The following is a 25,999-nucleotide window of genomic DNA, read 5'->3' on the forward strand; positions in this document are numbered from 1 at the left end:
AAAAAAACACATTTTCCAATCCTGTCCAAACATGTCCTCCTTCCTCGCATAAACTAAATCTTGTAGAGAAGGAGGTGAAAGGATTTGAGTAAGAAAAGCTTGATTGCAATTGCCATATCTGCATTGCTAATCATTGGGTTGCCGCTCTTCCTTTTCTCAAACAACAATACAGATGCTTCTGAAACTTCAAATCCTACAAAGGACTCTAGTGAAAATGTAGTACCTACTTCTAATGGAGATAGCACAGTATCTAATAATGTGGAAAACAATATCAATGGTGATAAAGCGGATGTAAATAATTCGATTGATAATAAGTTAAATAATAGTAGTGACAATAAAATTGAGAACAACATTACAAATAATATTAATGTTCATGTGGATGTCAATGTATCAAATCATGTGAAGAATGATGTAGATGGCTCGAAACAAGTGAAGGAAGATGCGGATAAGGAACAAGAAAAGAAAGACGATAGCGGGTCTAAAGAGGATGAAAAAAACAAATCCGATAAAAAAGATCAATCCAGTGATGGTGGCAAATCTAATAACAGTGATGATTCCAATCATAAGGAAAAACCTAACAAGGAAGAGAAATCAGATGATAACGGGGAAAAGGCTACGGACACAGTTTGGGGAGTTGACTCAGCAAGTAAAACAACAGAGGAAATGCTTACCTGTGTACGGGATAATTTTGGAAACCCAAAAGTGTGGGGGAGATATTTAGGAGATAATACAGATGTCTCTACTGGAATTACAAAAGAAGAAGTAGAATTTCTCCATTCGAATGATATTCAGCTACTTCTCATTTGGAACCATTTTAATGATGCAACAGGCTATGAAAATGGAAAAGAGGAAGCAAAAAAAGCGATTGAACAAGCGGAAAAATTAGATGTTCCAGAAGGGATTGCCATTTTTGCTGATATCGAGCCAAGCTACCCAGTAGATTCAGAGTTTATAAGAGGTTGGTATGACGAATTAAGCCAATCCAAATATAAACCTGGAATCTATGGAATCTTTGAAAATGAAAAGAAACTAACTAAAGTCTTTCATGATGCAGTGGAGAAAAATAAAAAGATTTTAGAGGAGACATTCATTTGGACCGCTGCACCAAGCGAAAAAATTACAAAAGAAGCCAACGCTCCAAAATATCGACCAGATGCTCCTGAAAATGCTCGTATCGCTGGTTGGCAATATGGAATTGATGCAAAGAGCTGCAATATCGATACAAATTTATTCAACACTGATATGAAAAGTATTCTATGGTAACTGTTTAAAATTACTTGACACAGGAGGGGGTCATGAACATATACCAACATGACGTCAGCACACTTTTTCAAAACTACATTTATCAAAATAGATAAAATTTGTATTTGGAAATTTTTGGCCCATCCTCCTCATACTTAGTTCACTTATATAGTTCATTGATATAAGACTTCCATCGTTTTACGTACCATTTTAACCTTCTATTTGTACAGTTTAATTGCAACTTAGGCGGATCGCCAAAAGGTTCCCTCAGAATAGTTGGAAATCATTCGTAGTGTGCACAGGCATAAGGGATCTTGACTTCAACTAATGAAGTTAACTATCCTCACTGACAAATGTTGCTAAGTAATCCGCTGATGATGCTACTTCTTCAAAGGATTTGCCTAACTTTTGAACGATCGTAACAAAAGAAGCAAGTTCGTCTTCAATTTTATTATTTTGAAGGTTTGTGTCTCTCATTGTTTTTAATATTTGTTCGAAATCATTATTCGTTTCTTCCATATCCTTATTGCCTTCGATAACTGCTTGAGAAATATTCGCTAGTGATAATGTTAATTTTTCTGTTTGATTCGTTGTACCCGTAATTAAACTAGAAACATTCACTACAGAATTCTTCGTTTCTTCAGCGAGTTTGCGAACTTCATCGGCGACAACTGCAAAACCTCTCCCTGCATCTCCAGCTCGAGCAGCTTCAATGGCAGCATTTAACGCCAATAGATTTGTTTGGTCGGCAATATCTTGAATTAAACTTAAAATATCCTGCATTCTTTTTGTCGTTCCATATAAAACATCGACATCACTGGAGGCCTCATTAATTGTTTGATGAATTTTATCTAAGTTCTTGTTTTGGAGTTTAATTTGTTGTTGACCTTTTTTTGCCCTCTCCTCAGCTAGTATTGACAGTTCAGTCCCTCTTTTTGCATGCTTCGTAATCTCTCCTGATTGTTGACTTAAATGATGAAAGGATGTATTTGTTTCTTGAGCAATTGTCGCTAAACTTTCCGATGCATGAAGTACATTGTTAATTAATTTCCGATTCTTTACAATTTCAATATTTCTTAATTCTTCAGCTTCATTATCATATGCTTCAAGAACTAACTGTTGTTCAAGATTAAGTATCTTTGTCACAGCACGAATGGCGGCATATATTTCATCCTTATCTTCAAGATTATTCTCGATAATTTCAATAAGTGAAAGAGTCAAATCTTGAAAGGCACAAAGATACCACTTTGTTTTCAACCCGATCTTCACATGAATCTTTGCTATCTGAATTCTTTTTTCAAAGTACTCCTGGTCAATTGCGCCTGCAAACATTTCAATAATATGTCGCTTTAATGTTCTTCTTAGCCTTTCAATTGAACTATTTTTATTAATAATGTTTAATAACGAAGGTTCATTTTCAATATTTTTATAAAAATTTTCGACTATCGAATCTATCTTCTCAATCACAAAAGGTTGAATACCACGAATAATCATTAAGTCTTCCTCTGTTAAGCTGACCATTTTAACTTGGTTTTCAATTTCCAACCCTTTTGGAATGACTAATTTCACATCTTCTATCTCTCTCTTTAATTTTTTTATCGGTTGATGTAATTTTCTTAAAAACAAAAGACCCGCTCCCCTTAATGTTCCTATATTCCTTATTGCTTATGTAAATTAGAATAAATATCATTTTCATTTTATCCCATCAAAGCTATACCATCAAATATTAAACTAGTGAACATTTAACGGAATTAATAGAAAGCCCAATACACAGAAACATAGCAATTTTTTTACCCGTACTTTTCCTATTGAAGAATGAACACCTATGAAGTCTTCTAAAACAAACATCGCACTTTTCGAATAGGTAATTGTAGTCATTTAGTCCTATTTTACCAAATCCCCAATAGAATCAAATATTTTTACACATATAAGAGAATAGAGGAGCCAACAGGTGTTTTAAATACATGATCTAGTACAAAATCTTCCAATCTTAAACGTACTATAACGTATTTGACGGCAATTCCTCCCCCACTACACCCTTTACACGAATAGAAGTGGGGGTGTCCTTGCCGGTTTTAGATAAATAGTCTATTTGGATATTAGCTTTTCAAATCATATTCCTTTAGTATTTTCTCTAGTTTCATCGCCTTCCCAATATCGCCTTTAATTTTTAATTTTCCAGTCATAAAAGCAGCTGTTCCACTTAGTTTTCCAATTAAAAATTTACGAAAGCTTGCGAATGACATAACAAGTGTACAGTCTGCTTGGGCTGTACCTGCTTGTTCAACTTTTGCTTTTCCATTCTGAAGTTGTAGTTGGTATGAACCTTCCTCATCACCACTAATGTCAAATTGATACGTGACGTTTGCATCTGCAATTGGTGTAGGACTTTCGTTAAGCGTCTTTTCAATAAACTGCATGGTTTCCTCTAAAGATAATGTTGTCAGCTTTTCACTCATAATTAACATCTCCTTTAATTAATTTACAACGAATGAACATTCATTCACTCTTTGACAAACTAAGCCATCAAAAATCCACCACTTACACGAATACATTCTCCAGTAACAAAACTAGAATCATCAGATACTAGAAATGACACAACAGATGCCACCTCAGATGGATTTCCCATTACAGTGTTTACTTCTTCTCGTTCTGATACATTACATTTTAATGGGATAACTTTTTCACCTGTTGAATCGAGTTGTGAAGTCATTTGCTGTAGTTTTTCTTCATTTACATCGAGACCAACGACTGTAGCTCCTTCTTTATACAGTCTCTCTACAATACTTGCACCAATTCCTTGAGCTGCCCCTGTGACAACAGCGATTTTCTCTTCTCGTTTCGCCATCCACTATCCCCCTTTTATATAGAAATTCAATATTACTATAAACTGATAATATCATAATATTTATATTTTTTAAATTTATATCTTTTTAGAAATGAACTTTTGAAATTTCCCTATCGTTTACTTTTTTATCATTTTTCAGGCTCTTCGCTGTTTAATGTTGAAAAAACAGGTTACCAGTGCCCATAGGATTCTATCATTTCCTTGTTTGCCACCGGTATTATCTTAGATGTAGGATAGGTTGTCAAGGAAAGCACTTGACAGCCTATCCTACTCTAAGTGCTGGTCGCTAAGCAAACAAGAAAGGATAAAACAAGTCATGATATACCAATAAGATCAAGTTTATTAACCGTTGCATAGGCCATGGCAATAAAATTATCGGCTGTTCGGTATCCACGAGCCTTTCTTTTGGTAGCCTGAACTAAACTGTTTATTCCTTCAAGAAGGCCATTGGTCATCTTTGTAACAAACCATCTTAAGATTCCGCCTTTATGTTGTTTTAGTGTTTTTGCAACTTTAATCATTGGTTCTAGTCGGGATCGAATAGCCCAGCTATGCCATTCATCAAAATACAATTCAGAAAGGATTGGGTGTTTAGTCCACATTTTCTGAAGCGATAGTTTCATGCGGTAGGCACGGCCTGTTGCCAAATCCAAATCCTTTAATTTAGCCAATTTACTTCCTTGTTTTTCTGTTAGGTTTTCGGGGTTCTTCAGCCAAGCGTATCGTGAATTTTTAAGTTCTGGCTGTGTAGCTTGTTCTTGTTTTCGTACCTGATCTAATGCTTCATTTACCATTTTCATGACATGAAATTTATCAAACGTAATCGTTGCATTCGGGAATTTCTCTTCAATACCCGAAATAAAGGCTGGTGACATATCGCAACAAAATTCTTTAATCTGGGAATGTAAAACCCCTTTACTGTCTAGAAACTGGCTAAACACCTGCAGTACATCTGCACCTTTACCAGTAGTAGCGAAAATTAAGCGTTTGGTATCCATATCAATAAAAAATGTCACATATTTATGGCCTTTTGCTCGTGATGTTTCATCCATCGCTATACGAGTGACATTAGATACATCTATGTTTTCCATGGCTTTGTTGACATAATATTTAAATACTCGCCAAAGGCGCGTATCATGTTCGCCTACTTCACGAGCTACGGCAGCGACAGGCATTTCAACCATTAGCGACAACACATGGTGCTCAAATAATAATGAAAATCCAGCTCCTGGACGTGCCCAATCAATGACAACCGTACGTATTTTACCGCATGACTCACATTTTACTCGTGGCATTCTGGCATGGAGAATGGTCTTATATTGCCAAAAATTTAGATGTCTCCAAGTCCGGTCTTGATCTTGTATATCATGAACTTTACATCCCGTTTTACCGCAATTAGGACAAGAAAATTCCGCTCCTGATTGATATTCAATATAAATGTGTAAGGTGTTTTCTTCTTTAGCTAATTCATTATGGAAAACATACCAAGGTTTAGGTATTTCTAACGCATCTTGGAATACATTATACTCTTCTTCAAAGTTTTTCATAAGACTATCACCCCAGGTAATTTAGTAGTATTACCCAGTATAGACAGCTTTGGGAAGCTTTAAACTAAACATTAAATAGCGAGGAAGCATATTTCATTGACAGCTGACCTTTTTTCTTACTCTTTGTTCAACAACATCTCTTATACAGAATCATGTATGGACAATTTATTTGATCATGTATTATTTTCTTTTCTTCATAAATCTGCTAGTTTTGTCTATTGTTAATAATACAACCACAAAAGAAATAGATATTAATAAAAAACTAACGATACCATGTCTTATTTCTACACTACTATCCGTATTACTTGCATTTTTTATTCCCGCTATTTAATGGACCGAAGGCGGTTTCTAAAATTAGTTCATTTTGATTATAGGGGTAATCTTAACCCCTTATTTTAATGTTTAAAGATGTATCAAGTAAATCCGGGCTCGACTATTCAGATTACCTCACATAAGCATTGTCTGATGATGTTCGTAGTCCTTAGGTTGGAAATTCCCCCTCTAAATTCTTTCAAGTTCTGCGTCACAGCTTAAACCTTTCTCTTTAGCTAATGGTTCATCACACCCTACTACATAGCTGAGTTTTATCACCGGCAAATTATTCGACAAGTACAGCACAAACCAAAAATGGGAAACCACAGTTCGCAGCGGTTCCCCATTCTTATTCTGTATTGTTATTTAGCCGGTTTTGCTCGTTTGATAAAGAAGGCTAATAATAAGGCTACTGCGGCAATTCCTGTTGCAACAACAAAGGCATCATTAATCCCGTTAATCGTTGCTTGTTTTACTGCTTGACCATAGACAGATGTCGTTGCAAGGATTTGTCCTTGTTGTGTAGGAAGTCCCATCATTGTTGCAAATGTGTCTCCTAAACTTTGTAATTTTGTAGCCAAGTATGGATTTGTACTTGTAATAATATTTCCATAGTTCGCTGTATGGAACTCACTTCTCGTTGTCATAACTGTAATTAAAAACGCGGTTCCGATACTTCCTGCTACAGTTCGAGCTGTATTTGAAGCAGAGGTACCGTGACCAACTAAATGTTGTGGTAACTGGTTCATTCCTTCTGTTTGAACAGTCATTGATAGGAAGGACATTCCGAACATTCGCATCACGTAAAGGAGCATAATATAGGCATAAGATGTTGTCATTGATAAGTGAGTAAATTGCCATGTGGTTAGAACCGTTATGATAAGGCCAAATACAGCTAACCATCTTGCACCTAACTTATCAAATAGCTTTCCTGAAATAGGTAACATAATCGCCATAACAATTGCACCTGGAAGCATGAGTAATCCTGAATCTAGCGCTGTAAATCCACGAATATTTTGTAAGTAAATAGGTAGTAATAACATCGCTGCGAACATAGCCATGTTTATCACCATACCGATTATTGTCGTTAACGTAAAAATATCATATTTAAAAACACGTAAATCTAACATTGGTTCATCTGTTGTTAACTCACGCCAAGCAAAGGCGATAAGACCAAGGACTCCGATAATAAGTGAAATAGCAACAACTTTACTATCCCAACCATTGTTTCCAGCTTCACTAAATCCGTAAAGTAAGAAACCAAAGCCGATTGTTGAAAAGATAAAACCAAACGAGTCAAATTTCGGTTTTGTTATTTCGGTAACATCAATCATCCAAGCGACTGCCATAATGACAGCAGCAATCCCAAACGGAATAACAATATCAAACAATATACGCCATGAATAATGGCCGATCAACCAGCCAGAAAGTGTTGGACCTATTGCCGGTGCGAACAAAATTGCGACACCAAATAGTCCCATCGCAGCACCGCGCTTTTCTGGTGGGTAAATTGTAAGAAAAACGGTCATAAGTAACGGCATCATGACTCCAGCACCAGCGGCTTGAATAACCCTTCCCAACATTAATAAAGAAAAAGTTGTTGAGATTGAACAAATAATTGACCCAACCGTAAATGAAGAAATAGCCGTTATAAACAATTTCCTTGTACCTAAACGGGAGATCAAAAATGCGGTAATAGGGATAAAAACCCCATTCGTTAACATATATCCGGTTGAAAGCCACTGAACCGTGCTCGGTGAGACATTAAAATCATTCATAATATGTGGAATTGCTACATTCAATAATGTTTGATTCAATATCGCAACAAATGCACCAATCATCATCGTCAAAATTAATTTACCACGATTTTGTTCAAAAAACTCAGCTGGTGAAACTTCGGTATTGGCTGTATTGCTTTGTTGCTCTTCGGGGGAGTCTCCTAATTTCGTTTGTTTATTTCGTTTTTCTTTAGGGGATCCTTCTGACTCCACCTCGTTATTTATTTCCTCATCAGTTGACATTCCGGTTTTCGCTCCGTTATGAAACTTCTCCGTTCGAGTCGGCTTCAAATCTATTTTTTTATTTTTAGCAAGTTCCTGATCTTGCCCGTTCTCGAAAGTTTGTAACGTATCTCGTTTTACCGTTGAACTTTGCTCATTTTCTACAGCTGATTTTCGTCTATTTTGTTTTCTAACTAAAAGATTTACAACAATAAGGAGAATAACGGATATAACAATATAACTAGTGATATACATTGACATATGATCACCTACTTATGAATTCGCACAGTTACATTCATACCAGGAACTAATCTTTCTCCGTAACTATCAATAGAAATTTTCACTGGAATTACTTGTGTTTCTTTCGTGTAATTACCCGATGAATTGTTAGAAGGTAAAAGTGAAAATGTGCTCGCTGTAGCTAATCCAATTTCTTCAACCTTTCCACTTAAAGTTACATTTGGAAAAGCATCTACATTTATATCAACATCTTGATTCACTTTAATATCATCTAAATCTGTTTCTTCAATATTTGCCGTTACCCAAAGATGATCGAGGTCATAACTAATTGCTAGTGGTGTTCCTGCACCGATCATGGAATTTTCTACTGCATTGGATTGAACAATCGTGCCGTTTTGAGGAGCTTTAACAGGTACTTCTACTACTTGACCTGTTTCACCTTGCACTTGAACTGTACCTATTGTTTCATTCTTTTTAAATGTATCTCCTGTGTGTCCATTCCATTCTATTAATTTTCCAGCAGCTGGAGATCCAATACTTACTTGTTGTCCCGAAATTTGCGCATTGTCGGTTGAAATATAGTTTGTAGCTTCGTTAAAATAATAATAACCAACAAATCCCCCACCGACTAAAATAACGAGTAAAATAACATTTAATAACACCATTCGTTTCATATTCATATATTTGTTCCTCCTACTCACTTAAGATATTCATGATTTGTTTATGGATTCGCAACAGATATTGAATATCCTCATCAGGTAATTGCTTAATTTTGTCTAACTTTTTAACGAGCTCTGATTCACTTTCAATTGCTTCCTTAATTTTATTCTCACCTTTTTCCGATAATCGAATAGTGATTACACGCCGATTGCTTTTTGGAATATGTCGCTTGACATAACCATGTTCAACTAACCGATCAATTAAATTGGATACAGTACTATTCGTAAGTTGCATTAAATCAGCCAGATCTGTTAGGCGTATCTCTGGGTGGTTGGAAATTTTATACAGTGCTTTTAGTTGAACAATCGTTAACCCCATCTTCTCTGCATCTTTTTGTAAAATTTTCCTTTGAAGTTTATAAATGCCGCTAAAGGAATTCAAAATCTCACTATTAAAGACATTTTTCAATTAGCAACCCCCTTTCATTATGCCTTAAAGATATTTAAGTTAGTTTATATTTCGTGTACAAACATTTCGGATGCGAATTATTTTGCATATAAATTTATAACACTCCTTTATAGAATGTGTCAACTAATTTTTTTTATGATTTTTTTAAGAACGTTCCCAAAAGAATAAACCTTCTATGAACCCCTTTTCATTATTTTTTTCCCTTTTTTGCTTATGAAAACGTTCCATAACTGTTTCTACTTAGTTTGGGGCTTATAGACTCGTTCTATCAACCACTTTTTGCTGTTTCTACTCAATTTCGGGCTCATAGATTCGTTCTATAAACCCATTTTTGCTCTTTCACACGAATTTTGGGATCATAGAACCCTTCTATCAACCACTTTTTGCTGTTTTCACTCAATTTTGGGTTCATAGATTCGTTCTATCAGCCACTTTTTGCTGTTTCTACTCAATTTCGGGCTCATAGATTCGTTCTATGAACCCATTTTTGCTCTTTCACTCGAATTTTGGGATCATAGAACCCTTCTATCAGCCACTTTTCACCGTTTTCACTCAATTTTGGGATCATAGACTCATTCTATGAACCCATTTTTGCTCTTTCACACGAATTTTGGGATCATAGAACCCTTCTATCAATCACTTTTTGCTGTTTCTACTCAATTTCGGGCTCATAGATTCGTTCTATAAACCCATTTTTGCTCTTTTCCCCGAATTTTGGGATCATAGATTCGTTCTATAAACCCATTTTTACTCTTTCACACGATTTTCGGGATCATAGAAACGTTCTATCGCCCACTTTTCGCTATTCCCTATCACTTCCTACATGCACAGACGAAATGCATCCATTTTGAATAAAAAGTAAACCCTAGAAATGTGCATTGGACCATTTCTAGGGTTCGTTCATAAACATCGCCCTCATTGATTATCCCTGATTTGTCTTCTTTTCCCAAATTCGCATTGGATTCTCTTGTTCTTCACGAATTTTTATTTGTTTCATTTTTAGGCTGCGGTTGACTTTTTCCTTCTTCAAATCTTCATAGATCCATTTTGACTTGCCAAGTCCTACAGCTTCTGCATCTTCTACAGACTGGCAATAATATACCTCTTCAATCCCGGCAAAATACATCGCCGTTAAACACATCGGGCACGGTTCACCACTTGCATACATAACAAAACCAGATAAATTATTTGTTTGTAGTTTCTCTTGAGCCCGTCGAATAGCTAATAATTCTGCATGGCCACTTACATCATGGCGAATATGTAGTTCATTTACACCTTCTGCAACAATTTGATCATCTTTAACGAGTACCGCTCCAAACGGTTGACCATCATTATTCACATTATTTACTGCTAATTGTAAAGCCCTTTCCATAAATTCGTTCATTCCTCTTCCCCCTTACAAAAGTTCCTTTAATCAGAAAAATGTGTACTTACAATTACTATAGCTTACTATGAATCGTTCTTCCATGTGTAATTACTTCCTTCCTCATCCTTTTTTGCGAAGACATGAGGCACGTAAAAAAACTCAAGAAACTAAAACCTTCAGGCAACCAAAGAGACTAGAGTTTGCTTGATAAGAAAGCGAGTTTTTCGGATTTAATGCAATCCTACTAGATCTTTCTTGTGTGCTTATGTGTATAGGAAAGAGGTTATCCTATCCTACAAAATGTGATAATCAAGAATATCGATATATCTAGGTTTTGAAACATGAAAAGGGGCATCTAGAATTCAAAAATCCGACTTTTTGGACAGCTCCTTCCTATTAGCCAAAAAAGACACCCAATGGTCATAATTGATGGCCTTCTGGGTGTCCTTGTTCTTTATTTATTCACTTTTAATCTTCTCTAATATCTTTCCGATTCTTTTTAAATAGCTTGGAAAGTACTTCATATACGATTGGTACGATGACTAGCGTGAGCAATGTTGAACTAAATAGACCGCCAATAACCGTAATTGCTAAGTCTCTTGACATAAGTCCACCGCCACCGCCAATTCCAAGTGCCATTGGTAGCATAGCACCGATTGTTGCAATTGCCGTCATTAAAATTGGACGAAGACGCGTTGAACCTGCTTCAAGAATGGCATCTCGCATCGCTAAGCCACCATGTTCCATTCGAATAATTCGGTCGACAAGCACGATCGCATTTGTAACAACAATACCGATTAACATAAGTAGACCCATCATAACCTGTACGGAAATCGTATGGTTCGTAATATATAAACCAATAAATGAGCCAATCACGGTGAATGGTAACGAGAATAAAATGGCAAATGGTGCTAAACCTTCTCCAAATGTAACGACTAATATAAAATATACAATCGCAACAGCAGCAACCATAGCAACACCTAATTTAGTAAATGTTTCTTGCATATCAGCTGCTACTCCAGCAATATCCACCGTTACACCTTTAGGTAAATCAAGCTTTTCAATTTTTTTATCTGCTTCAGACGTTGCTTTTGAAACATCATCACCGATTATCGTACCAGATACAGTTGCATAATATTCTCCGGCTGAACGTGACAACGTATTTAATGTTGTTCCTTTCTCTACTTTAACGAGTTCAGATAATGGAACAGATTTTCCAGCAGGTGTTTTAATTTCTGTCTTTAATAAATCATCAATCGATTTTGGAACGACTTTTGCCTCGCGTTGAACGACAACTTCAATTTCATTCCCATCTTTTTCAACCGTTGTTAATACTTCCTTCTTACCACTATCAGACAAAGCCATAACAATTTGAGCGGTTGTTAGGCCATATTGAAGTAGATGGTCTTGAGATACATGAAAGACATGTTCAACATATGGATCTTCTGCATCTGAAGTAATTTCTTCTAAGTTTTTCACTTTAGACAAAGCTCCTTCGACTTCCTTAACCGAATCAAGCAAATCGTCCAAGTCTTCACTATATAATGTATAACTTAGTTCATTTGAAGAGACACCACCAGAACTAAAGTCTTGTGATTTCCATTCTCCAGACTGATCAATGTTTGTTACATAATCTTCAATTTCTTTTTTGACTTCAGGGAAGTTCTTCATATCTTCGTCAAAAGTGACGTACATTAATGCCCCGTTACTGCCACCCATCATCATGGAAGTCGTATCAACATTGTTTGAATCATTAATTGATAACTGTAATGTCTTGATATCTTTACGTTTTAATAGTTTTTGCTCAACCTCCATAATATTTTTCTCAATATCTTCTTTTAATTCTCCAGCTTTCGGAGTATACGTTAAATACATCACTTTTTCTTCTGAAGAGCCTAAGAAACTAAATCCAATGAGTGGTGTTAAGCCTAATGAACCGACTAGTAAAGCAATTGCAATGAGTGAAGTAATCATTTTATGATTTAACGCTTTTTCTAAAACACCTTTATACCATTTCGCCATTTTTCCTGCTTCTTTATGGTTTTTCTCAGATTTTTTACCATAAAGTTTTTTACGGAATAACGTATGTGACAATGTTGGTACAATGGTAATCGCAACGAGTAAGGATGCACCTAATGCAAATGTCATCGTCAGTGCAAATGGTATAAATAATTCTCCAACCATTCCCCCTACAAATATAAGTGGTGCAAATACAGCAACCGTTACGAGTGTTGAGGAAAGAATTGGTTTGAACATTTCAATTGTTGCTTCACGAATTAATGCTCGTCCATGAAGTTTCTCGTCTTTTAAATGTAGGCGCCGATATATATTCTCGACAACGACAATCGAGTCATCAATAACCCGACCAATCGCAACCGTAATCGCACCTAGCGTCATAATATTTAGCGTAATATCTAACCAATGCAATAGAAGCATGGCCATTAAAATCGATACTGGTATGGAGATAATCGAGATGATTGTTGATTTAATATCGCGTAAAAATAAAAGAATGATTAAAACGGCGATTAATCCACCAAATATCGCTTTTTCTAGCATCGAGAATACGGAATCTTCAATCGGCTCTCCTTGGTCTAGAGAAACAGCCACTTTCAATCCGTCAATTTTCGCTTCTTCTTTTTTTATTAAATCTTTTACAGCATTTACTACAGTCACCGTATTTGCTTCTTGACCTTTTACAATTTGAATAGAGATTGCGTCTTCTCCATTCGTACGGGAGATTGATTGTACTTTCCCTACCGTTTCAATTTTTGCAATCTCACCTAGTTTTACAAATGGTGCTGGATTTTCTGCAGTAGGTGTAACAGGAATAAGCACGTTTTTTAACTGCTCTACTGATTTAATATCACCATCGACTGCTACCGCTTCTTCTCCTTTATCAAATTCGTACAGTCCTAAAGATAGAGCCATGTCACTTGCTTGAATCATGTCTTTTACATCGTCTTCTGTTAACCCAAGCGTCACCATTTTTTCTTCATTAAAAGTAAATTCAACTTCATTAATATGTTGCCCATTAATCTTTGCAGAGGCAACCCCATCAATTTTTTCTATTTTTGGTAGTAAAATATCTTCTACTGTTGACGTTAATTCGACAATATCTTCCTTTGTGCTACTAACCGAAAGCGCAAGGACCGGCATCATATTTAAACTAATTGATGTGATTGTTGGTTGCTCAACATCTTCCGGTAAAGTGACGTTATCAACAGCTGACTCGAGTTGCCGCTTTTTCTCATCCATATCGACACCGTAATCGTACTCAATTTGAATTTGAGATACGTTTGATGATGAATTCGAGTAAACGGCTTTTACGTCTTCTAATCCTTCGACCGCTTTTTCAATTGGTATGGAAACTTCATTCATCACTTGTTCTGGCGTCGCACCAGGATAAACACCCATTACAATTAAATATGGTATGGAAATATCCGGAATTGACTCCATTTTCATTCGTGTTCCAGAGTAAATACCTGAAGCCGTGATGATAATTGTTAGTAACCATACAGCTAATTTATTTTTCAAAACAAAATTTACTAAGCCTTTCACTGTTCCACCTACCCTAATTTGACTTTGATTATCCAATTATTTATACTAATGACTAATCAGTCAGTTGTCAAAGTATGTGTCAAGAGTTTCTCGGTCTTGTTTTTACACCAATACTTCAGGCACTCTATTTTTGTACAGCTATTTCAGCTACCGCGCTAACGCTTGCTGGCCTAGAATAATTTGTTCGGTTCTAAAAAACAAGAACCAAACAAATTATTCTAGGGTACTTCTATTACCGAAAACATTTTAATAATTTCCCTGTCGCTGTTGAGTGGGCGACGTACAAGCTTATACTACCGTTTTTTACACCGATAGAAGGTTGTGTAGGCTGGCGTAATACTTGAGACATACGAATGGTTCTTTTCACTTCACGATGCTTTCTTTCACTTCGTCCTTGTGCCTTTAAATATACGTCTCGCAAAGTTCCGTTGATTATCCCTTGTTTTACTTTTACCATGGCCTCCGCACCTTCTTTACTCCAATGCATACCTCTTTTCTTCATCCTGAAAGAAATACGGCGTTGATTCGACTCCATTCCACCTAACCCACGCGCATCTTTTGGATGACTTTTCACTTTATCTCGCCAATCAAAAATCCGATCCCAATTATTCAAAATATAACCTCGAAAATCATTTACTTTTTTTATCTCTTTTTCGTCGGTTAGCATACTTTCAAATGTATCCAAATATAATGAAAAGGCCTTTTTATCATGGTCTGATAAAGCTTGTTGAATAGACCCCTTGAATTTATTCTTTTTCCAGCCTAAAGCTCGGTTTAAGGCTTCACCTATGTGATACGAGTCTAATTGATTTAATACTTGGTGTTTCGACTGTGAAAAAGCCTCTTGGAACTTCTCAGCTGTATATCCTCTGCCCCCGTCACTATTCGTAATTACATGTGTATTTTCTATCGAATATTCATTGGCAGAAAAGGCCTGAAATTCCTTCCAAAACGTGTTTGTTGGCTGGGTTGTCATAATTACCTTTTGGTTTCTCAAAGAGACGCGCTTGCCATTTTTATTCCATCCCTCATAAATAATCCCGTGGCAAACTTCCATCTGTTTTTTTCTTTCTGTCCCCCGAACAAATACACCATCAGCTTCTGCATATAAAAAATCAACTTTCTTTCCTTCTGGCAACGATGCCGATTCTTCAAGTTCATCCACCATTTCTTGGTCAGCCTTTGCTTGGGCCTCTCCAACCTTTTTCACAATATTACCGACTGTTGTATGGCTAACATTTACAGCCGACCATTCTTTTAAAATACGTGCAGATTCACGGTATGTATTTTCACTTGCTAATTCAGCTACCTTTACTTCCACCAGAGGGCTATACCTTTGATGTTTTATGAACCCTAGCCACTCATCTAAGGGATAGTGTGGATTTCCATTAACATCATGCATAAGCGTCCTCTTAAAGCGAACAGATCCGAAAATAAATTGGATTGTCTTCTCATCGTTTCTTTCAACTGTCCAATTTTCCGTTTGCTTATTTTCTTTGATTACTTGATTAATATTAGTAAAAACATCCCCAACTAATGATGCGAATGTTTCATACATCAAGATTTGAAGTTGTTCCTCGAATTCAATTAAATTATTTGTTTCCTTTATTAATCCATAAATTCTTGATATAATTTTATCCATGAGAAGGCCTCTTTCTAAATGTATTAAGCCTGGTAGCTTACATTTATATTAGAGTGCCTTCTCTTTTTTTGCCAGTTAATATTTTCCAAAACGTGGTATTTTAACCCCCGAGTAATATTTTACACATATGTATTGTAATTATATAACTCAAAAAAGACCCACAGATAATGATTACTTCTGTGGATCTTCATAAAATATTATTTATAGACAGGAATTTCTAAATTAAGATAATACACACCAATATCTTGGTACAATCTGTACATTGTATTAATTTGTTTATAAGCCCAAGCTATGTCAGTAGCGTATTGGTGTGTTGCATACTTATAAGTATCCATAGCAGATGGATTCCAACGCATTTTATATAATGTATTTTGACCAGCTTTGACATAGTTATTACCAATAAATGCCGCTCCACCAATAATAGCTTTTTCAGGCGTTGTCCATCCTTCACGGTATGCTCTTTCTGCAGCACCCTCATATGCATTACTATCTACTGCACCTATACCAAACATATTGTAAACAGTCTTGTTGTTATATTCAAACTTTGCATATTTCCCATTTCCTGTTTCTAATAGAGCATGAGATAAAAGGTAAATATCATTAACGCCATATTTATTCGCTGCATCAATAAAAGCTTTTCCGAGGTTGTCTAAGTCACCTTTTCCTTTAAGGTATGCATTAAGTTGACTCGCCGATGCTCCACTTGGTTTTGATAAATCAAGAAACTGAAACACTTGTCTTGAATCGTTTACGAAGTTGTTTGGGTTCAAATAGTAGAGAACATCACTTTCGATGGCATTTACCCAAATATTATGTGGGAATACGATAGCAACCCATTCACCAAGATCTTTCACTATTTGCACTTGGTTTCCACTGTATAACGTTCCTACTTTGGCAAAACTTGTTCCCGGTCCTTTTCTTACATTAAGAGCGTTAGCGGTAATTTTACCATTCTCTACATATTCCTTAGAAACATAAGCATACTTTTGATCTGTCTGAGGTGGAGTTGATTTGATATTCATCTGCATATTTAACGCTTGAGATAAAGTGATATTGTATTTTGAATATAAAACACTGGTCACTTTTTCAGTTACGTTATTTTTATGGATATAAATTGTTTTTCCAGCAATTACACCGCGATACCATGTGTTGTTGCCTACATCCATTGTTAAGCCAATTTCAATGGCTTGACCTTTGTATTTTGATAAACTCTTGAATATAGCATCGACATTGCCACCCCACGGTTCAGTGTACGCCCAGCCAGTTCCTTTTAAATATAAAGTTTGTTTTGTAGTACTTATTGTTTTATATGCATGGGTTGTTAAGTCAGATGATTTTACCCATCCAACGACACCACTATTTGGTTTTCGGCTAAGTTGATAGTAGGTTGTCCCATTTACAACTGCTTGTTTACTTATATAGTAGACATGGTCCGCATAGCTTGACCCCGCAGTACCATATTTCATAGCAACAAGATCTTTATAGATGCGTACCTGGGAACCCTTCATCTTACCTAGTCTACTCGTTTGGCTTTCAGTTATGGAAACAACATNTTGTCAAATAAGGAGTTTTTCATATGGCAAAGAAACATATCATAATGGAAAAAGCAATGGAGATATTTGCCGAACAAGGAATTGAGTCAACTTCAATCCAACAAATAACCGACCGTTCTGGTATTTCGAAAGGTGCCTTTTACCTATACTTTAAATCCAAGGATGAACTCATTACGAGCCTTATCGATTATTTTATGGGGAATATTGTCGCTGAAATTGAACAGTCGGTCAGCAACAATAAAAAGACAGATGAATTATTATATAAATACCTGAAATATTCATAGCTACAAATCCCATTTGATAAAATTTGTTAAATTAGTTGAACATAACGGTATTTAATTAAGAACCGTAGCCAATTCATAAAATAACTGAATTTTCAATAGAACAACTCTGGTATTTTGGGCATACTTCCCCCTTGACTGAAAAATTTATTTTTTTCAGTTATGAGAAGTATTCTATTGGTCATTCCAATTGTAGTTTTTGAATTCGATTCAGTACATCCCAAAAGAAATTTTGATACACAAAACTCGATGATAGTTTGAAGTAAAGGGATCTGCCTGATTTCACGACTTTACTTGCCGCTTTAATTAACCGAGTACGTATCGTATCAATTTGCATAGTTTTTTGACCTTCCGGAAAACAAAGAGTTCGTAACCAATTGGTCAAATTATATGCAAGAAGTGTTAACATCATTTTTACTTCGTTCACTAGAAAAGCGTGGCTATTCATATGATCAAAGTAAAAGCCATTTTTTGCTTCTTTGATATAGTTTTCCATCGTCCCTCTTTTTTGATAAGCTCGGACGATATCTTGAGGAAAAGCTAATTCAAAGTTAGTAACAAAAAAGGAATGGGTAAAGAACAGCTCACCTGCAGGACGTACCGATTGAATAATCACCCTTCTTGGTTTTGACCATGATTTTGCTTGGTAAATCGTTTCTTCATAATAGGTTTCCGTCTTGGAAACATCTAAAGGTGCGGAAGAAGGATGGTATTCCTTCGCTAAACTTTGTAGTTGTGAATTCGATTTCAACCGAATAATATACAAAACAGATTCTTCTTCACACAGATCGTATAATCCCGGAACAGCAAACCCACTATCTCCACGAAGAAACAGGGTAGTTTCCGGAAACATTTCGTTATAATGTTTAATGAGAGGCCGAATAAATTCCACCACACCATTTGATGTATAAACATTTCCGGGACGGAGTTGTGCTTTCAAAAAGTCACCAGTCGCACCATCAAAGGCGACTAATGGATGAAAACCCATCGTGCCATAATGAGTATTATATGACGAAGATTCTTGGTCCCCATATGTATCCGAATGAGTCGAATCCAAGTCGATAAATAACTCTTTCGATTGTCGAAAACAATGAATCTTATCAAGCATTTCTTGGTTAGCCAGATTTAATTGTTCAATTGAATCTTTATCAAATCGTGTATAAAAGCGAGACAAACTGGGCTGGGAAGCAAGTGTTGGAGTTTCAATGATTTCCTTAAACACAGGATCATGAGTCAACTGATCAGCCGCATCATCTTCCGCATACCCGGCAATGATTTGATAGACTTTTTGACGTAACAAGTTTTCATTTGAATGAAGATAATATTTCCTTGAATCGTTAAGTCTCAAGTACTTAACTAAAGTCTTTGAAAAACCAATTTTTTCATCGAATTCTCTAAAAAGAAACTCACCTGTATCGGAGGAAAGAGAACCTCCATCATTTGACAATTTAATTTTATGATTGAAATCAAGTGTTTTTTGCGTTAAAGTAACCATATAAAGAGTCCTTTCTGTTTGGTTTTTGTTTTGGTTACTTTAACTTTAACAGAAATGGATTCTTTTTTCATTTTTTTAATGAATTACAATAAAGCCGAAAAGGCTTGGTAATCCATAAGTTATAATAAGTTTCTGAATTTCTGTGAATAATTCAGGTNAGAAGTGTTAACATCATTTTTACTTCGTTCACTAGAAAAGCGTGGCTATTCATATGATCAAAGTAAAAGCCATTTTTTGCTTCTTTGATATAGTTTTCCATCGTCCCTCTTTTTTGATAAGCTCGGACGATATCTTGAGGAAAAGCTAATTCAAAGTTAGTAACAAAAAAGGAATGGGTAAAGAACAGCTCACCTGCAGGACGTACCGATTGAATAATCACCCTTCTTGGTTTTGACCATGATTTTGCTTGGTAAATCGTTTCTTCATAATAGGTTTCCGTCTTGGAAACATCTAAAGGTGCGGAAGAAGGATGGTATTCCTTCGCTAAACTTTGTAGTTGTGAATTCGATTTCAACCGAATAATATACAAAACAGATTCTTCTTCACACAGATCGTATAATCCCGGAACAGCAAACCCACTATCTCCACGAAGAAACAGGGTAGTTTCCGGAAACATTTCGTTATAATGTTTAATGAGAGGCCGAATAAATTCCACCACACCATTTGATGTATAAACATTTCCGGGACGGAGTTGTGCTTTCAAAAAGTCACCAGTCGCACCATCAAAGGCGACTAATGGATGAAAACCCATCGTGCCATAATGAGTATTATATGACGAAGATTCTTGGTCCCCATATGTATCCGAATGAGTCGAATCCAAGTCGATAAATAACTCTTTCGATTGTCGAAAACAATGAATCTTATCAAGCATTTCTTGGTTAGCCAGATTTAATTGTTCAATTGAATCTTTATCAAATCGTGTATAAAAGCGAGACAAACTGGGCTGGGAAGCAAGTGTTGGAGTTTCAATGATTTCCTTAAACACAGGATCATGAGTCAACTGATCAGCCGCATCATCTTCCGCATACCCGGCAATGATTTGATAGACTTTTTGACGTAACAAGTTTTCATTTGAATGAAGATAATATTTCCTTGAATCGTTAAGTCTCAAGTACTTAACTAAAGTCTTTGAAAAACCAATTTTTTCATCGAATTCTCTAAAAAGAAACTCACCTGTATCGGAGGAAAGAGAACCTCCATCATTTGACAATTTAATTTTATGATTGAAATCAAGTGTTTTTTGCGTTAAAGTAACCATATAAAGAGTCCTTTCTGTTTGGTTTTTGTTTTGGTTACTTTAACTTTAACAGAAATGGATTCTTTTTTCATTTTTTTAATGAATTACAATAAAGCCGAAAAGGCTTGGTAATCCATAAGTTATAATAAGTTTCTGAATTTCTGTGAATAATTCAGGTAAATATATTTATATTTCTTATCGAGAATTTCAAAAGCAAGCAAACTTCGCAAAAATATTCTTAAAAGAACCTGTCTTTTCTTTTAATCAAGAACTGTTAAAACGATTACAAATGTACATGGATACGTTAAACAAAATCCTCCTCACCGTTATTCAAAAACAGTTTCCTCAAATTAACGCCAATATGCATCTTGAACTTTTATTTACGATTAACGGCTTAATTAAAAGTTATTCAGAGTTATTTTTAATTGACGATTATCTTGTGGATATCGAATTACTCTGTCGTTCTATCGTTGAAAAGGTGACGATCATTGCTGATGAGGCGGAGATCTCCGTAATCACTCCGGACTACTTAATAAAGACAGGGAGGAACATGACGATTACAAAAGAACAATTAATAGAGAGGCTTGAGGAAACCATTCAGGAAACGAAAGACGATTCCACCGTCCAAGAATCGCTAACTTTATTATTAAAAGACTTAGAAAAACCAAGTCTAAGTCACGTTATTATTTTAGGTCTATTAAACAACATTCGAACAAATAAGCATTGTTTATGGGTAGCGTATATGTATGAATTATATTTGAAAGAAACAAATTAAATTTATTATAAGGCTATCGTTCTGCTATTATCTAGTTACTTCCGCTTGAAAGCAGGAAGTAATCCTATAACAGTAAAAGCTAAAAGACCTACTTCAACTAAAATTTCTGGCGGTAAGAGTGCAACTATACAACTCAGTAATATTAAAAAAGATACAGAATTCTATATCACGTTTGATGGATCAGGCATAAAGTTTGATGGCTATGTAAAGTAATATAGATGAAAAATAATATTCAACTCCTAGACACTATTTATAAAGGGCTGTCCGAAAAGTGAATATCCCCTAAAATATGATAATCGCGAATGTTGATATATAAAGGTTCTGAAATATGAAATGGGGCATTCGAAAATCAAAATACGACTTTTTAGATAGCCCCCTTATAAATAATTTTGCCCGGAAGATACAGATTAAATAATACTAAATGAAATTAGGTGGTTTAATTGAAAACAAATAGAAGATCAAGCCCCCCCTTTCACCATATAAAATAGTTATTTTTCTATAGTTTTGTTAAAATATATAATTGAGTCAATTATTTTTTTATCAATTGTTTAAAATCATTATATTTGGAGGCCATATGCTTACATTTGAAGAAAAACTAGCAATTATTGAGTCATTCCCTGAATTAGTAAGGAAGAATGTGTCCCTTAAGCGGGTAAATTTCCATTATGAAGAGAGTGTCAAAGAAAAAAAGACGGTTGTTTATCATTTACACCCAAACGGCAATGGATTTGTTTATGCAGAATTCATTGATGGTCCGTATGAAACAGATGAAAAAGGAATGGTGAACATTCGAGATTTTACTGAAGACGAGCTACGTAATATCATTCGTCAATCAATTAAGTCTCTATCAGCTGAGCCATTTGATGCAGAAATTTGGGAAGATGAGAGTGGCAATACGTTAATCCTTAAGTTTGATGCAGAATTGGATCTTTGGAATACATATGCAGGCGAATTATTAGATGGCACATTTCCAACGTATAACGGGGCAAAAAATTATCTAGAACAAGAAGGTTTTAAAAAACAGCAATAATCTTCCGACTAACGGAAGGACTTCCTCAACATATGGCTGATGAAGTCCTTTTTTCATTATAATATGTATAATTAATTCCCTCTTTTGACGAAACTCCCATTTAATTTTTCTGCACTGAGAAGCATGGCGACCGCATATAAGACAATGACAAATGGGAAAATGCCTATTGTTGAATTTGCTGCAATCGTTCCTAAAAGTGGCGGTAAAAATGTACTCCCCGTATAAGCAGTAGCCATTTGATACCCCATAATTGTCTGGGAGTGCGTCTTTCCAAACCGTGCTGGCGTTTCATGAATCATACATGGGAAAATGGGTGCTAGTCCTAATCCGATTAAAACAAAACCAGTGAGTAAGAATATAGATGGTAAAGGTAATAAAAGAAGGATTGTGCCACATAAAGCAATCATTTGCCCCATTCGAATAAGCGTACGATTAGTAACTCTAAATGTAATAAAGCCTGTAATTAATCTTCCAACTGTAATTCCTCCATAATAAAGGGAAACCCATTGGGCAGCTAAAGCCTTAGAAAGCCCCTTCGTACTCACTAAAAAGCTACTTCCCCAAAGACCAACCGTTGCTTCCACCCCAGAGTAAAACAAGAAAGTCGCCATCGCTAGTTTAACCCCTTTCATTTGTAGAGGCTTTTCATCTTTTGGTTTCCCAATTACTTTGTCATTCGTCACATTACTATCTTTATTTAAAACCGCATTGCTACTACTTGTTACTTTGTTCCATAAAGGTAATGATAGGAAAAGAATAATAACTAAAGCAAATTGGAGGCAAGCGATTGTGAAATATCCATTTCTCCAAGAACTATTTCCTGAAATGAATCGAGCCATAATAATCGGACCAAGAGTGGCTCCAACTCCCCAAAAGCAATGCAACCAACTCATATGGTGTGCCTTATAATGTGTCGCAACATAATCATTTAATCCGGCGTCCACCGCCCCTGCACCTAACCCAAGTGGGACGGCACATGCAAACAACCAAATAATCGATGGGGCGAAATAAAAGCCTAATATAGCAACGGCCGTCATAAACACACTAACAAACGTCACCTTACCTGTACCAAATCTTTTAAGTACTTTCCCACTTATTAAACTAGAAATAATCGTCCCGCCTGCAACCGTCATAAAGAGGTATCCTGCTGTATCAAGGGGTGCCCCTAAATCACTTTGCATAACAGGCCAAGCTGCTCCTAACAACGCGTCAGGCAAACCTAAGCTAATAAAAGCCAAATAAATAATAATTAAAAGCATAGTTGTCATATTGTAACCTCTGTTTTAATCGTATTGTGAATCGAATTTTACTTCCTGCTGTAACATTAATTGAAGTCCAAGATGCTGTAATCCATATGTATAATCTTGTTTCCAGTTACTTAAAACAAGCTCTGGTAGGTGCTCTTTCGGAACATACTTCGAACTATACCTCGCTAATTTCTGTAATCCATCTTCGTTTACCTCATCGTCACAAAAAATAAATGTATGTGGATTTATCATCGCTACAAATGATGCAATTAATCTTCCTATTGCATCCATTCGTTTTTCTTCATAGATTACTCGTTTTTCAGTCGCCATACTTCCATCTAGTGCCTGTCCAAAATTTTGCTGGTCATACTGAGGAACAAGCGAAACCTCACCAGAGAAAAAAGTACTTCCTCGAACTACGTCGCCATTTATAAGAATGCCGGCACCGGGACCATTTTGACCAGAATACAAATAAACAAGAGATTGATTCTCCTCGATTCTCCTGTTTGCGTAATACCCAAGAACAGCCGCATTCATATCATTTTCAACAATGACAGGAACAGAGAACTTTTTCTCAAAATAAGATTTTATATTAAAATCTTGATATAGTTCGTATCCAGGAATATAAAAAACCTTTCCATTATTCACAGAACCTGGAACACCAATGGCTAAAGATTGGACTTTAGGATATTTGATTATCGTACTTTTTATCATTTCCGTTAATAATTGCAAACCACCCTCAACTAATACAGTAGGTGACTTTCCTTGTTCTTTCACTTCACCTAAACAATTAAAAACAGTATAAATGGTTTCCGTCTTTTCTAGGAAAATCGCAAGGCCAAGCATATATTCATGATTATACTTGTATCTTTTCGCTCGTCTCCCGCCACTTGACTCGTCTAAGCCAATAGCGAGAACTTCACCACTTTTTTGCATTTCAGATAAAAATTTACTAACCGTTGGAAAACTAATCTTTACCTTTTCGCTCAGCTCAGCCTTTGTTGCACTTCCTAGTTCTAGAAGAGCTTGACGAATACCTATTAATATTGCTACTTTCATTGATTTAGGAGTCGTTTTCATCATTCACTTCCTCCTCTCCGTTAACTTTTTAAATGTGTTTAAAAAGTGAGGACGCTACTTATTAAAGCTGTTTAATAAGCAACAAAATAATCATAACATACAAAGATATAATCAGAAAGTGTTAAAATTTCGATCATGTAAACGTGTGAATCTTCCCTCATATAATATTTTCTCGTGAAAACTCAGGGCCTGATTCTTTTGGCGAAAAGAGAGCCGTAGTTCGCCGAAAAAATCCTTTTCGCTTGCGAGGTAATGTTGCCGAAGTCTTACTAAGAGCGCTTAAGCGTATAGGAAGGTAGAAATTAGAAGTTTATATATTGTTATCAGTTAAAAAAAGTTGTCAAGCTACCTATTTTGGTGTATATCTCAGCTTTTATTACACATAATGAATGTGAAAACATTTCAAATACAAGGAGTGAAAGAATGATAAATGTTATTCGCTTTTCATTATTAGCGATATCATGGGCATCTATTGCTTTTATACCAAAAAGAACATTCTTTAAGTTTCTTCCTGTTTCACTTTTTTCTACTGTTATTATACTAACTGAATATTTAATAGGCGGGCCATTAAAATGGTGGAATGCTAAAGGCGGAATTAAATCTGTCGCTTATAATGGATTGACTTTTGCTTTAGGTCCTTACTTCGTGGGAAATCTTTGGATATTTCGCTATACATATGGGAAGTTCTGGTTATACACTCTCGTAAATCTCCTTATGGACTTTACCCTCGCATACCCTTTGAATGCATTATTTGAAAAGGTGAAATTATATAAATTAAAAAGAATTGGTCCTAATCATTTATTTTTACTATCAATAGCTTACTCATTTGTGAACTATAGTTTTCAACTCATACTAGATAAAAATCAAGAGAATCAAACGCCTGAGTTAACAGCACCTCGTGAAAATGTACCTTTATAAGTTTTTTACAACTTTAAGGACAAAAATTCACATGTCTATGAATGGTTGTCCTTAGTTTTGTGTTATCGTTAACTTTTTAACCTGACATGGTAAAAACGCATTGATTTAAGATTACCTTCTGACTCAAATACTTCCAAGAAGAGAAAAAATGTTCAAAAGTATGTGTATGATTATATTAAAAAGCATCCTCGTAATTTCTATGAAGATGTAAAACAAAGTGATGTAATAATCAATAATAATACATCGTTCTACTATACAGATAATGGTATTGCAATACAGTTTCAAATTTATGAAGTTGCTCCGTATTCTAGTGGAAATCCGGTTGTCAAAGTACCATCATCAGTCTATAAGTAATGGGTTGTGCACCTTTTCAACAATGAGAGGGTGCTTTTTCTACATTTTAATTATATTTTCACTCATCAGAAACGAATTCCAAGCACACAAAGGACATGAGTTCATCACGTCCCCTTTCTACAAATCGCATTCTATTTTTGCTTTAG

20 protein-coding genes and 2 pseudogenes are annotated in these 25,999 nt (G+C 35.6%); 6 read left to right on the forward strand and 16 right to left on the reverse strand.

All coding sequences use genetic code 11. From position 1 onward, the window contains the following. The first annotated feature begins 84 nt into the window (after positions 1 to 84). Positions 85 to 1,263: a glycoside hydrolase domain-containing protein gene (locus tag BN2144_RS04460; RefSeq protein WP_033827102.1), complete on the forward strand. Its 1,179-nt coding sequence runs from the start codon at positions 85 to 87 to the stop codon at positions 1,261 to 1,263. Positions 1,264 to 1,575: 312 nt separating this feature from the next. On the opposite strand, the gene BN2144_RS20870 is transcribed toward BN2144_RS04460, so the two are convergent. The 12 genes and pseudogenes from BN2144_RS20870 to BN2144_RS04515 form a co-directional block, all read right to left on the reverse strand. Continuing rightward, positions 1,576 to 2,313, reverse strand: a complete 738-nt coding sequence (locus tag BN2144_RS20870; protein ID WP_407638008.1) for a methyl-accepting chemotaxis protein — start codon at positions 2,311 to 2,313, stop codon at positions 1,576 to 1,578. A 24-nt stretch (positions 2,314 to 2,337) separates the two neighbouring features. Continuing rightward, a pseudogene (locus tag BN2144_RS20875) lies at positions 2,338 to 2,811 on the reverse strand (protoglobin domain-containing protein); the annotation flags it as partial. 530 nt (positions 2,812 to 3,341) lie between these two features. Further along, positions 3,342 to 3,701, reverse strand: coding sequence for an SCP2 sterol-binding domain-containing protein (locus tag BN2144_RS04470; protein WP_033827104.1), 360 nt, complete (start codon positions 3,699 to 3,701; stop codon positions 3,342 to 3,344). A gap of 59 nt (positions 3,702 to 3,760) precedes the next feature. Next, positions 3,761 to 4,090, reverse strand: a complete 330-nt coding sequence (locus tag BN2144_RS04475; RefSeq protein WP_033827105.1) for an SDR family oxidoreductase — start codon at positions 4,088 to 4,090, stop codon at positions 3,761 to 3,763. Positions 4,091 to 4,404: 314 nt separating this feature from the next. Beyond that, on the reverse strand, positions 4,405 to 5,637 hold the full coding sequence (locus BN2144_RS04480; protein ID WP_033827106.1) for an ISL3 family transposase: 1,233 nt from the start codon (positions 5,635 to 5,637) through the stop codon (positions 4,405 to 4,407). A gap of 674 nt (positions 5,638 to 6,311) precedes the next feature. Next, positions 6,312 to 8,210 (reverse strand): DHA2 family efflux MFS transporter permease subunit, encoded by a 1,899-nt coding sequence (locus tag BN2144_RS04485; RefSeq protein WP_033827107.1) that lies wholly within the window; start codon positions 8,208 to 8,210, stop codon positions 6,312 to 6,314. 8 nt (positions 8,211 to 8,218) lie between these two features. Continuing rightward, a complete protein-coding gene (locus BN2144_RS04490; protein ID WP_033827108.1) occupies positions 8,219 to 8,869 on the reverse strand; it encodes a biotin/lipoyl-containing protein in 651 nt (216 codons plus the stop codon). A 13-nt stretch (positions 8,870 to 8,882) separates the two neighbouring features. Continuing rightward, positions 8,883 to 9,317: a MarR family winged helix-turn-helix transcriptional regulator gene (locus BN2144_RS04495; RefSeq protein ID WP_033827109.1), complete on the reverse strand. Its 435-nt coding sequence runs from the start codon at positions 9,315 to 9,317 to the stop codon at positions 8,883 to 8,885. A 922-nt stretch (positions 9,318 to 10,239) separates the two neighbouring features. Further along, positions 10,240 to 10,701, reverse strand: coding sequence for a nucleoside deaminase (locus tag BN2144_RS04500; RefSeq protein WP_033827110.1), 462 nt, complete (start codon positions 10,699 to 10,701; stop codon positions 10,240 to 10,242). 450 nt (positions 10,702 to 11,151) lie between these two features. Beyond that, positions 11,152 to 14,241: an efflux RND transporter permease subunit gene (locus tag BN2144_RS04505; RefSeq protein ID WP_033827111.1), complete on the reverse strand. Its 3,090-nt coding sequence runs from the start codon at positions 14,239 to 14,241 to the stop codon at positions 11,152 to 11,154. A 232-nt stretch (positions 14,242 to 14,473) separates the two neighbouring features. Continuing rightward, positions 14,474 to 15,883 carry an ISLre2 family transposase gene (locus BN2144_RS04510; protein WP_033826706.1) on the reverse strand — a complete coding sequence of 470 codons (1,410 nt, stop codon included), beginning with the start codon at positions 15,881 to 15,883 and terminating at the stop codon, positions 14,474 to 14,476. A 197-nt stretch (positions 15,884 to 16,080) separates the two neighbouring features. Next, a complete protein-coding gene (locus BN2144_RS04515) occupies positions 16,081 to 17,391 on the reverse strand; it encodes an N-acetylglucosaminidase (protein WP_050632206.1) in 1,311 nt (436 codons plus the stop codon). Positions 17,392 to 17,459: 68 nt separating this feature from the next. On the opposite strand from BN2144_RS04515, the gene BN2144_RS04520 reads away from it, so the two are divergent. Next, positions 17,460 to 17,720: a TetR/AcrR family transcriptional regulator gene (locus tag BN2144_RS04520; protein ID WP_033827112.1), complete on the forward strand. Its 261-nt coding sequence runs from the start codon at positions 17,460 to 17,462 to the stop codon at positions 17,718 to 17,720. Between the two features lie 178 nt (positions 17,721 to 17,898). On the opposite strand, the gene BN2144_RS04525 is transcribed toward BN2144_RS04520, so the two are convergent. Next, positions 17,899 to 19,212, reverse strand: a complete 1,314-nt coding sequence (locus BN2144_RS04525) for an IS1380-like element ISBco1 family transposase (RefSeq protein ID WP_017550355.1) — start codon at positions 19,210 to 19,212, stop codon at positions 17,899 to 17,901. Between the two features lie 160 nt (positions 19,213 to 19,372). Next, positions 19,373 to 20,470: pseudogene (locus BN2144_RS04530) on the reverse strand (IS1380-like element ISBco1 family transposase); the annotation flags it as partial. Positions 20,471 to 20,612: 142 nt separating this feature from the next. On the opposite strand from BN2144_RS04530, the gene BN2144_RS04535 reads away from it, so the two are divergent. After that, on the forward strand, positions 20,613 to 21,224 hold the full coding sequence (locus tag BN2144_RS04535) for a hypothetical protein (protein WP_033827113.1): 612 nt from the start codon (positions 20,613 to 20,615) through the stop codon (positions 21,222 to 21,224). A 574-nt stretch (positions 21,225 to 21,798) separates the two neighbouring features. Next, positions 21,799 to 22,254, forward strand: a complete 456-nt coding sequence (locus BN2144_RS04540) for a hypothetical protein (protein ID WP_033827114.1) — start codon at positions 21,799 to 21,801, stop codon at positions 22,252 to 22,254. A 71-nt stretch (positions 22,255 to 22,325) separates the two neighbouring features. On the opposite strand, the gene BN2144_RS04545 is transcribed toward BN2144_RS04540, so the two are convergent. Beyond that, positions 22,326 to 23,522 carry an MFS transporter gene (locus BN2144_RS04545; protein ID WP_033827115.1) on the reverse strand — a complete coding sequence of 399 codons (1,197 nt, stop codon included), beginning with the start codon at positions 23,520 to 23,522 and terminating at the stop codon, positions 22,326 to 22,328. Positions 23,523 to 23,537: 15 nt separating this feature from the next. Beyond that, positions 23,538 to 24,581: an ROK family transcriptional regulator gene (locus BN2144_RS04550; RefSeq protein ID WP_033827151.1), complete on the reverse strand. Its 1,044-nt coding sequence runs from the start codon at positions 24,579 to 24,581 to the stop codon at positions 23,538 to 23,540. Between the two features lie 423 nt (positions 24,582 to 25,004). On the opposite strand from BN2144_RS04550, the gene BN2144_RS04555 reads away from it, so the two are divergent. Then, positions 25,005 to 25,499, forward strand: a complete 495-nt coding sequence (locus tag BN2144_RS04555) for a hypothetical protein (RefSeq protein WP_042337593.1) — start codon at positions 25,005 to 25,007, stop codon at positions 25,497 to 25,499. 99 nt (positions 25,500 to 25,598) lie between these two features. Beyond that, positions 25,599 to 25,853, forward strand: a complete 255-nt coding sequence (locus BN2144_RS04560; RefSeq protein ID WP_082195141.1) for an RsiV family protein — start codon at positions 25,599 to 25,601, stop codon at positions 25,851 to 25,853. The last annotated feature ends 146 nt before the right edge of the window (positions 25,854 to 25,999 follow it).

It is taken from the genome of Bacillus andreraoultii (assembly GCF_001244735.1).
Classification (GTDB): domain Bacteria; phylum Bacillota; class Bacilli; order Bacillales; family Caldibacillaceae; genus Caldifermentibacillus; species Caldifermentibacillus andreraoultii.

What these genes read in the sequence shown, in the direction of transcription:
- BN2144_RS04540 (WP_033827114.1), top strand. Translation starts at nt 21,799, where the DNA reads ATGCTTACATTTGAAGAAAAACTAGCAATTATTGAGTCATTCCCTGAA.
- BN2144_RS04545 (WP_033827115.1), bottom strand. Translation starts at nt 23,522, where the DNA reads ATGACAACTATGCTTTTAATTATTATTTATTTGGCTTTTATTAGCTTA.
- BN2144_RS04470 (WP_033827104.1), bottom strand. Translation starts at nt 3,701, where the DNA reads ATGAGTGAAAAGCTGACAACATTATCTTTAGAGGAAACCATGCAGTTT.
- BN2144_RS04500 (WP_033827110.1), bottom strand. Translation starts at nt 10,701, where the DNA reads ATGAACGAATTTATGGAAAGGGCTTTACAATTAGCAGTAAATAATGTG.
- BN2144_RS04480 (WP_033827106.1), bottom strand. Translation starts at nt 5,637, where the DNA reads ATGAAAAACTTTGAAGAAGAGTATAATGTATTCCAAGATGCGTTAGAA.
- BN2144_RS04550 (WP_033827151.1), bottom strand. Translation starts at nt 24,581, where the DNA reads ATGAAAACGACTCCTAAATCAATGAAAGTAGCAATATTAATAGGTATT.
- BN2144_RS04555 (WP_042337593.1), top strand. Translation starts at nt 25,005, where the DNA reads ATGATAAATGTTATTCGCTTTTCATTATTAGCGATATCATGGGCATCT.
- BN2144_RS04485 (WP_033827107.1), bottom strand. Translation starts at nt 8,210, where the DNA reads ATGTCAATGTATATCACTAGTTATATTGTTATATCCGTTATTCTCCTT.
- BN2144_RS04490 (WP_033827108.1), bottom strand. Translation starts at nt 8,869, where the DNA reads ATGAATATGAAACGAATGGTGTTATTAAATGTTATTTTACTCGTTATT.
- BN2144_RS04525 (WP_017550355.1), bottom strand. Translation starts at nt 19,212, where the DNA reads ATGGTTACTTTAACGCAAAAAACACTTGATTTCAATCATAAAATTAAA.
- BN2144_RS04510 (WP_033826706.1), bottom strand. Translation starts at nt 15,883, where the DNA reads ATGGATAAAATTATATCAAGAATTTATGGATTAATAAAGGAAACAAAT.
- BN2144_RS04515 (WP_050632206.1), bottom strand. Translation starts at nt 17,391, where the DNA reads ATGAAGGGTTCCCAGGTACGCATCTATAAAGATCTTGTTGCTATGAAA.
- BN2144_RS04520 (WP_033827112.1), top strand. Translation starts at nt 17,460, where the DNA reads ATGGCAAAGAAACATATCATAATGGAAAAAGCAATGGAGATATTTGCC.
- BN2144_RS04475 (WP_033827105.1), bottom strand. Translation starts at nt 4,090, where the DNA reads ATGGCGAAACGAGAAGAGAAAATCGCTGTTGTCACAGGGGCAGCTCAA.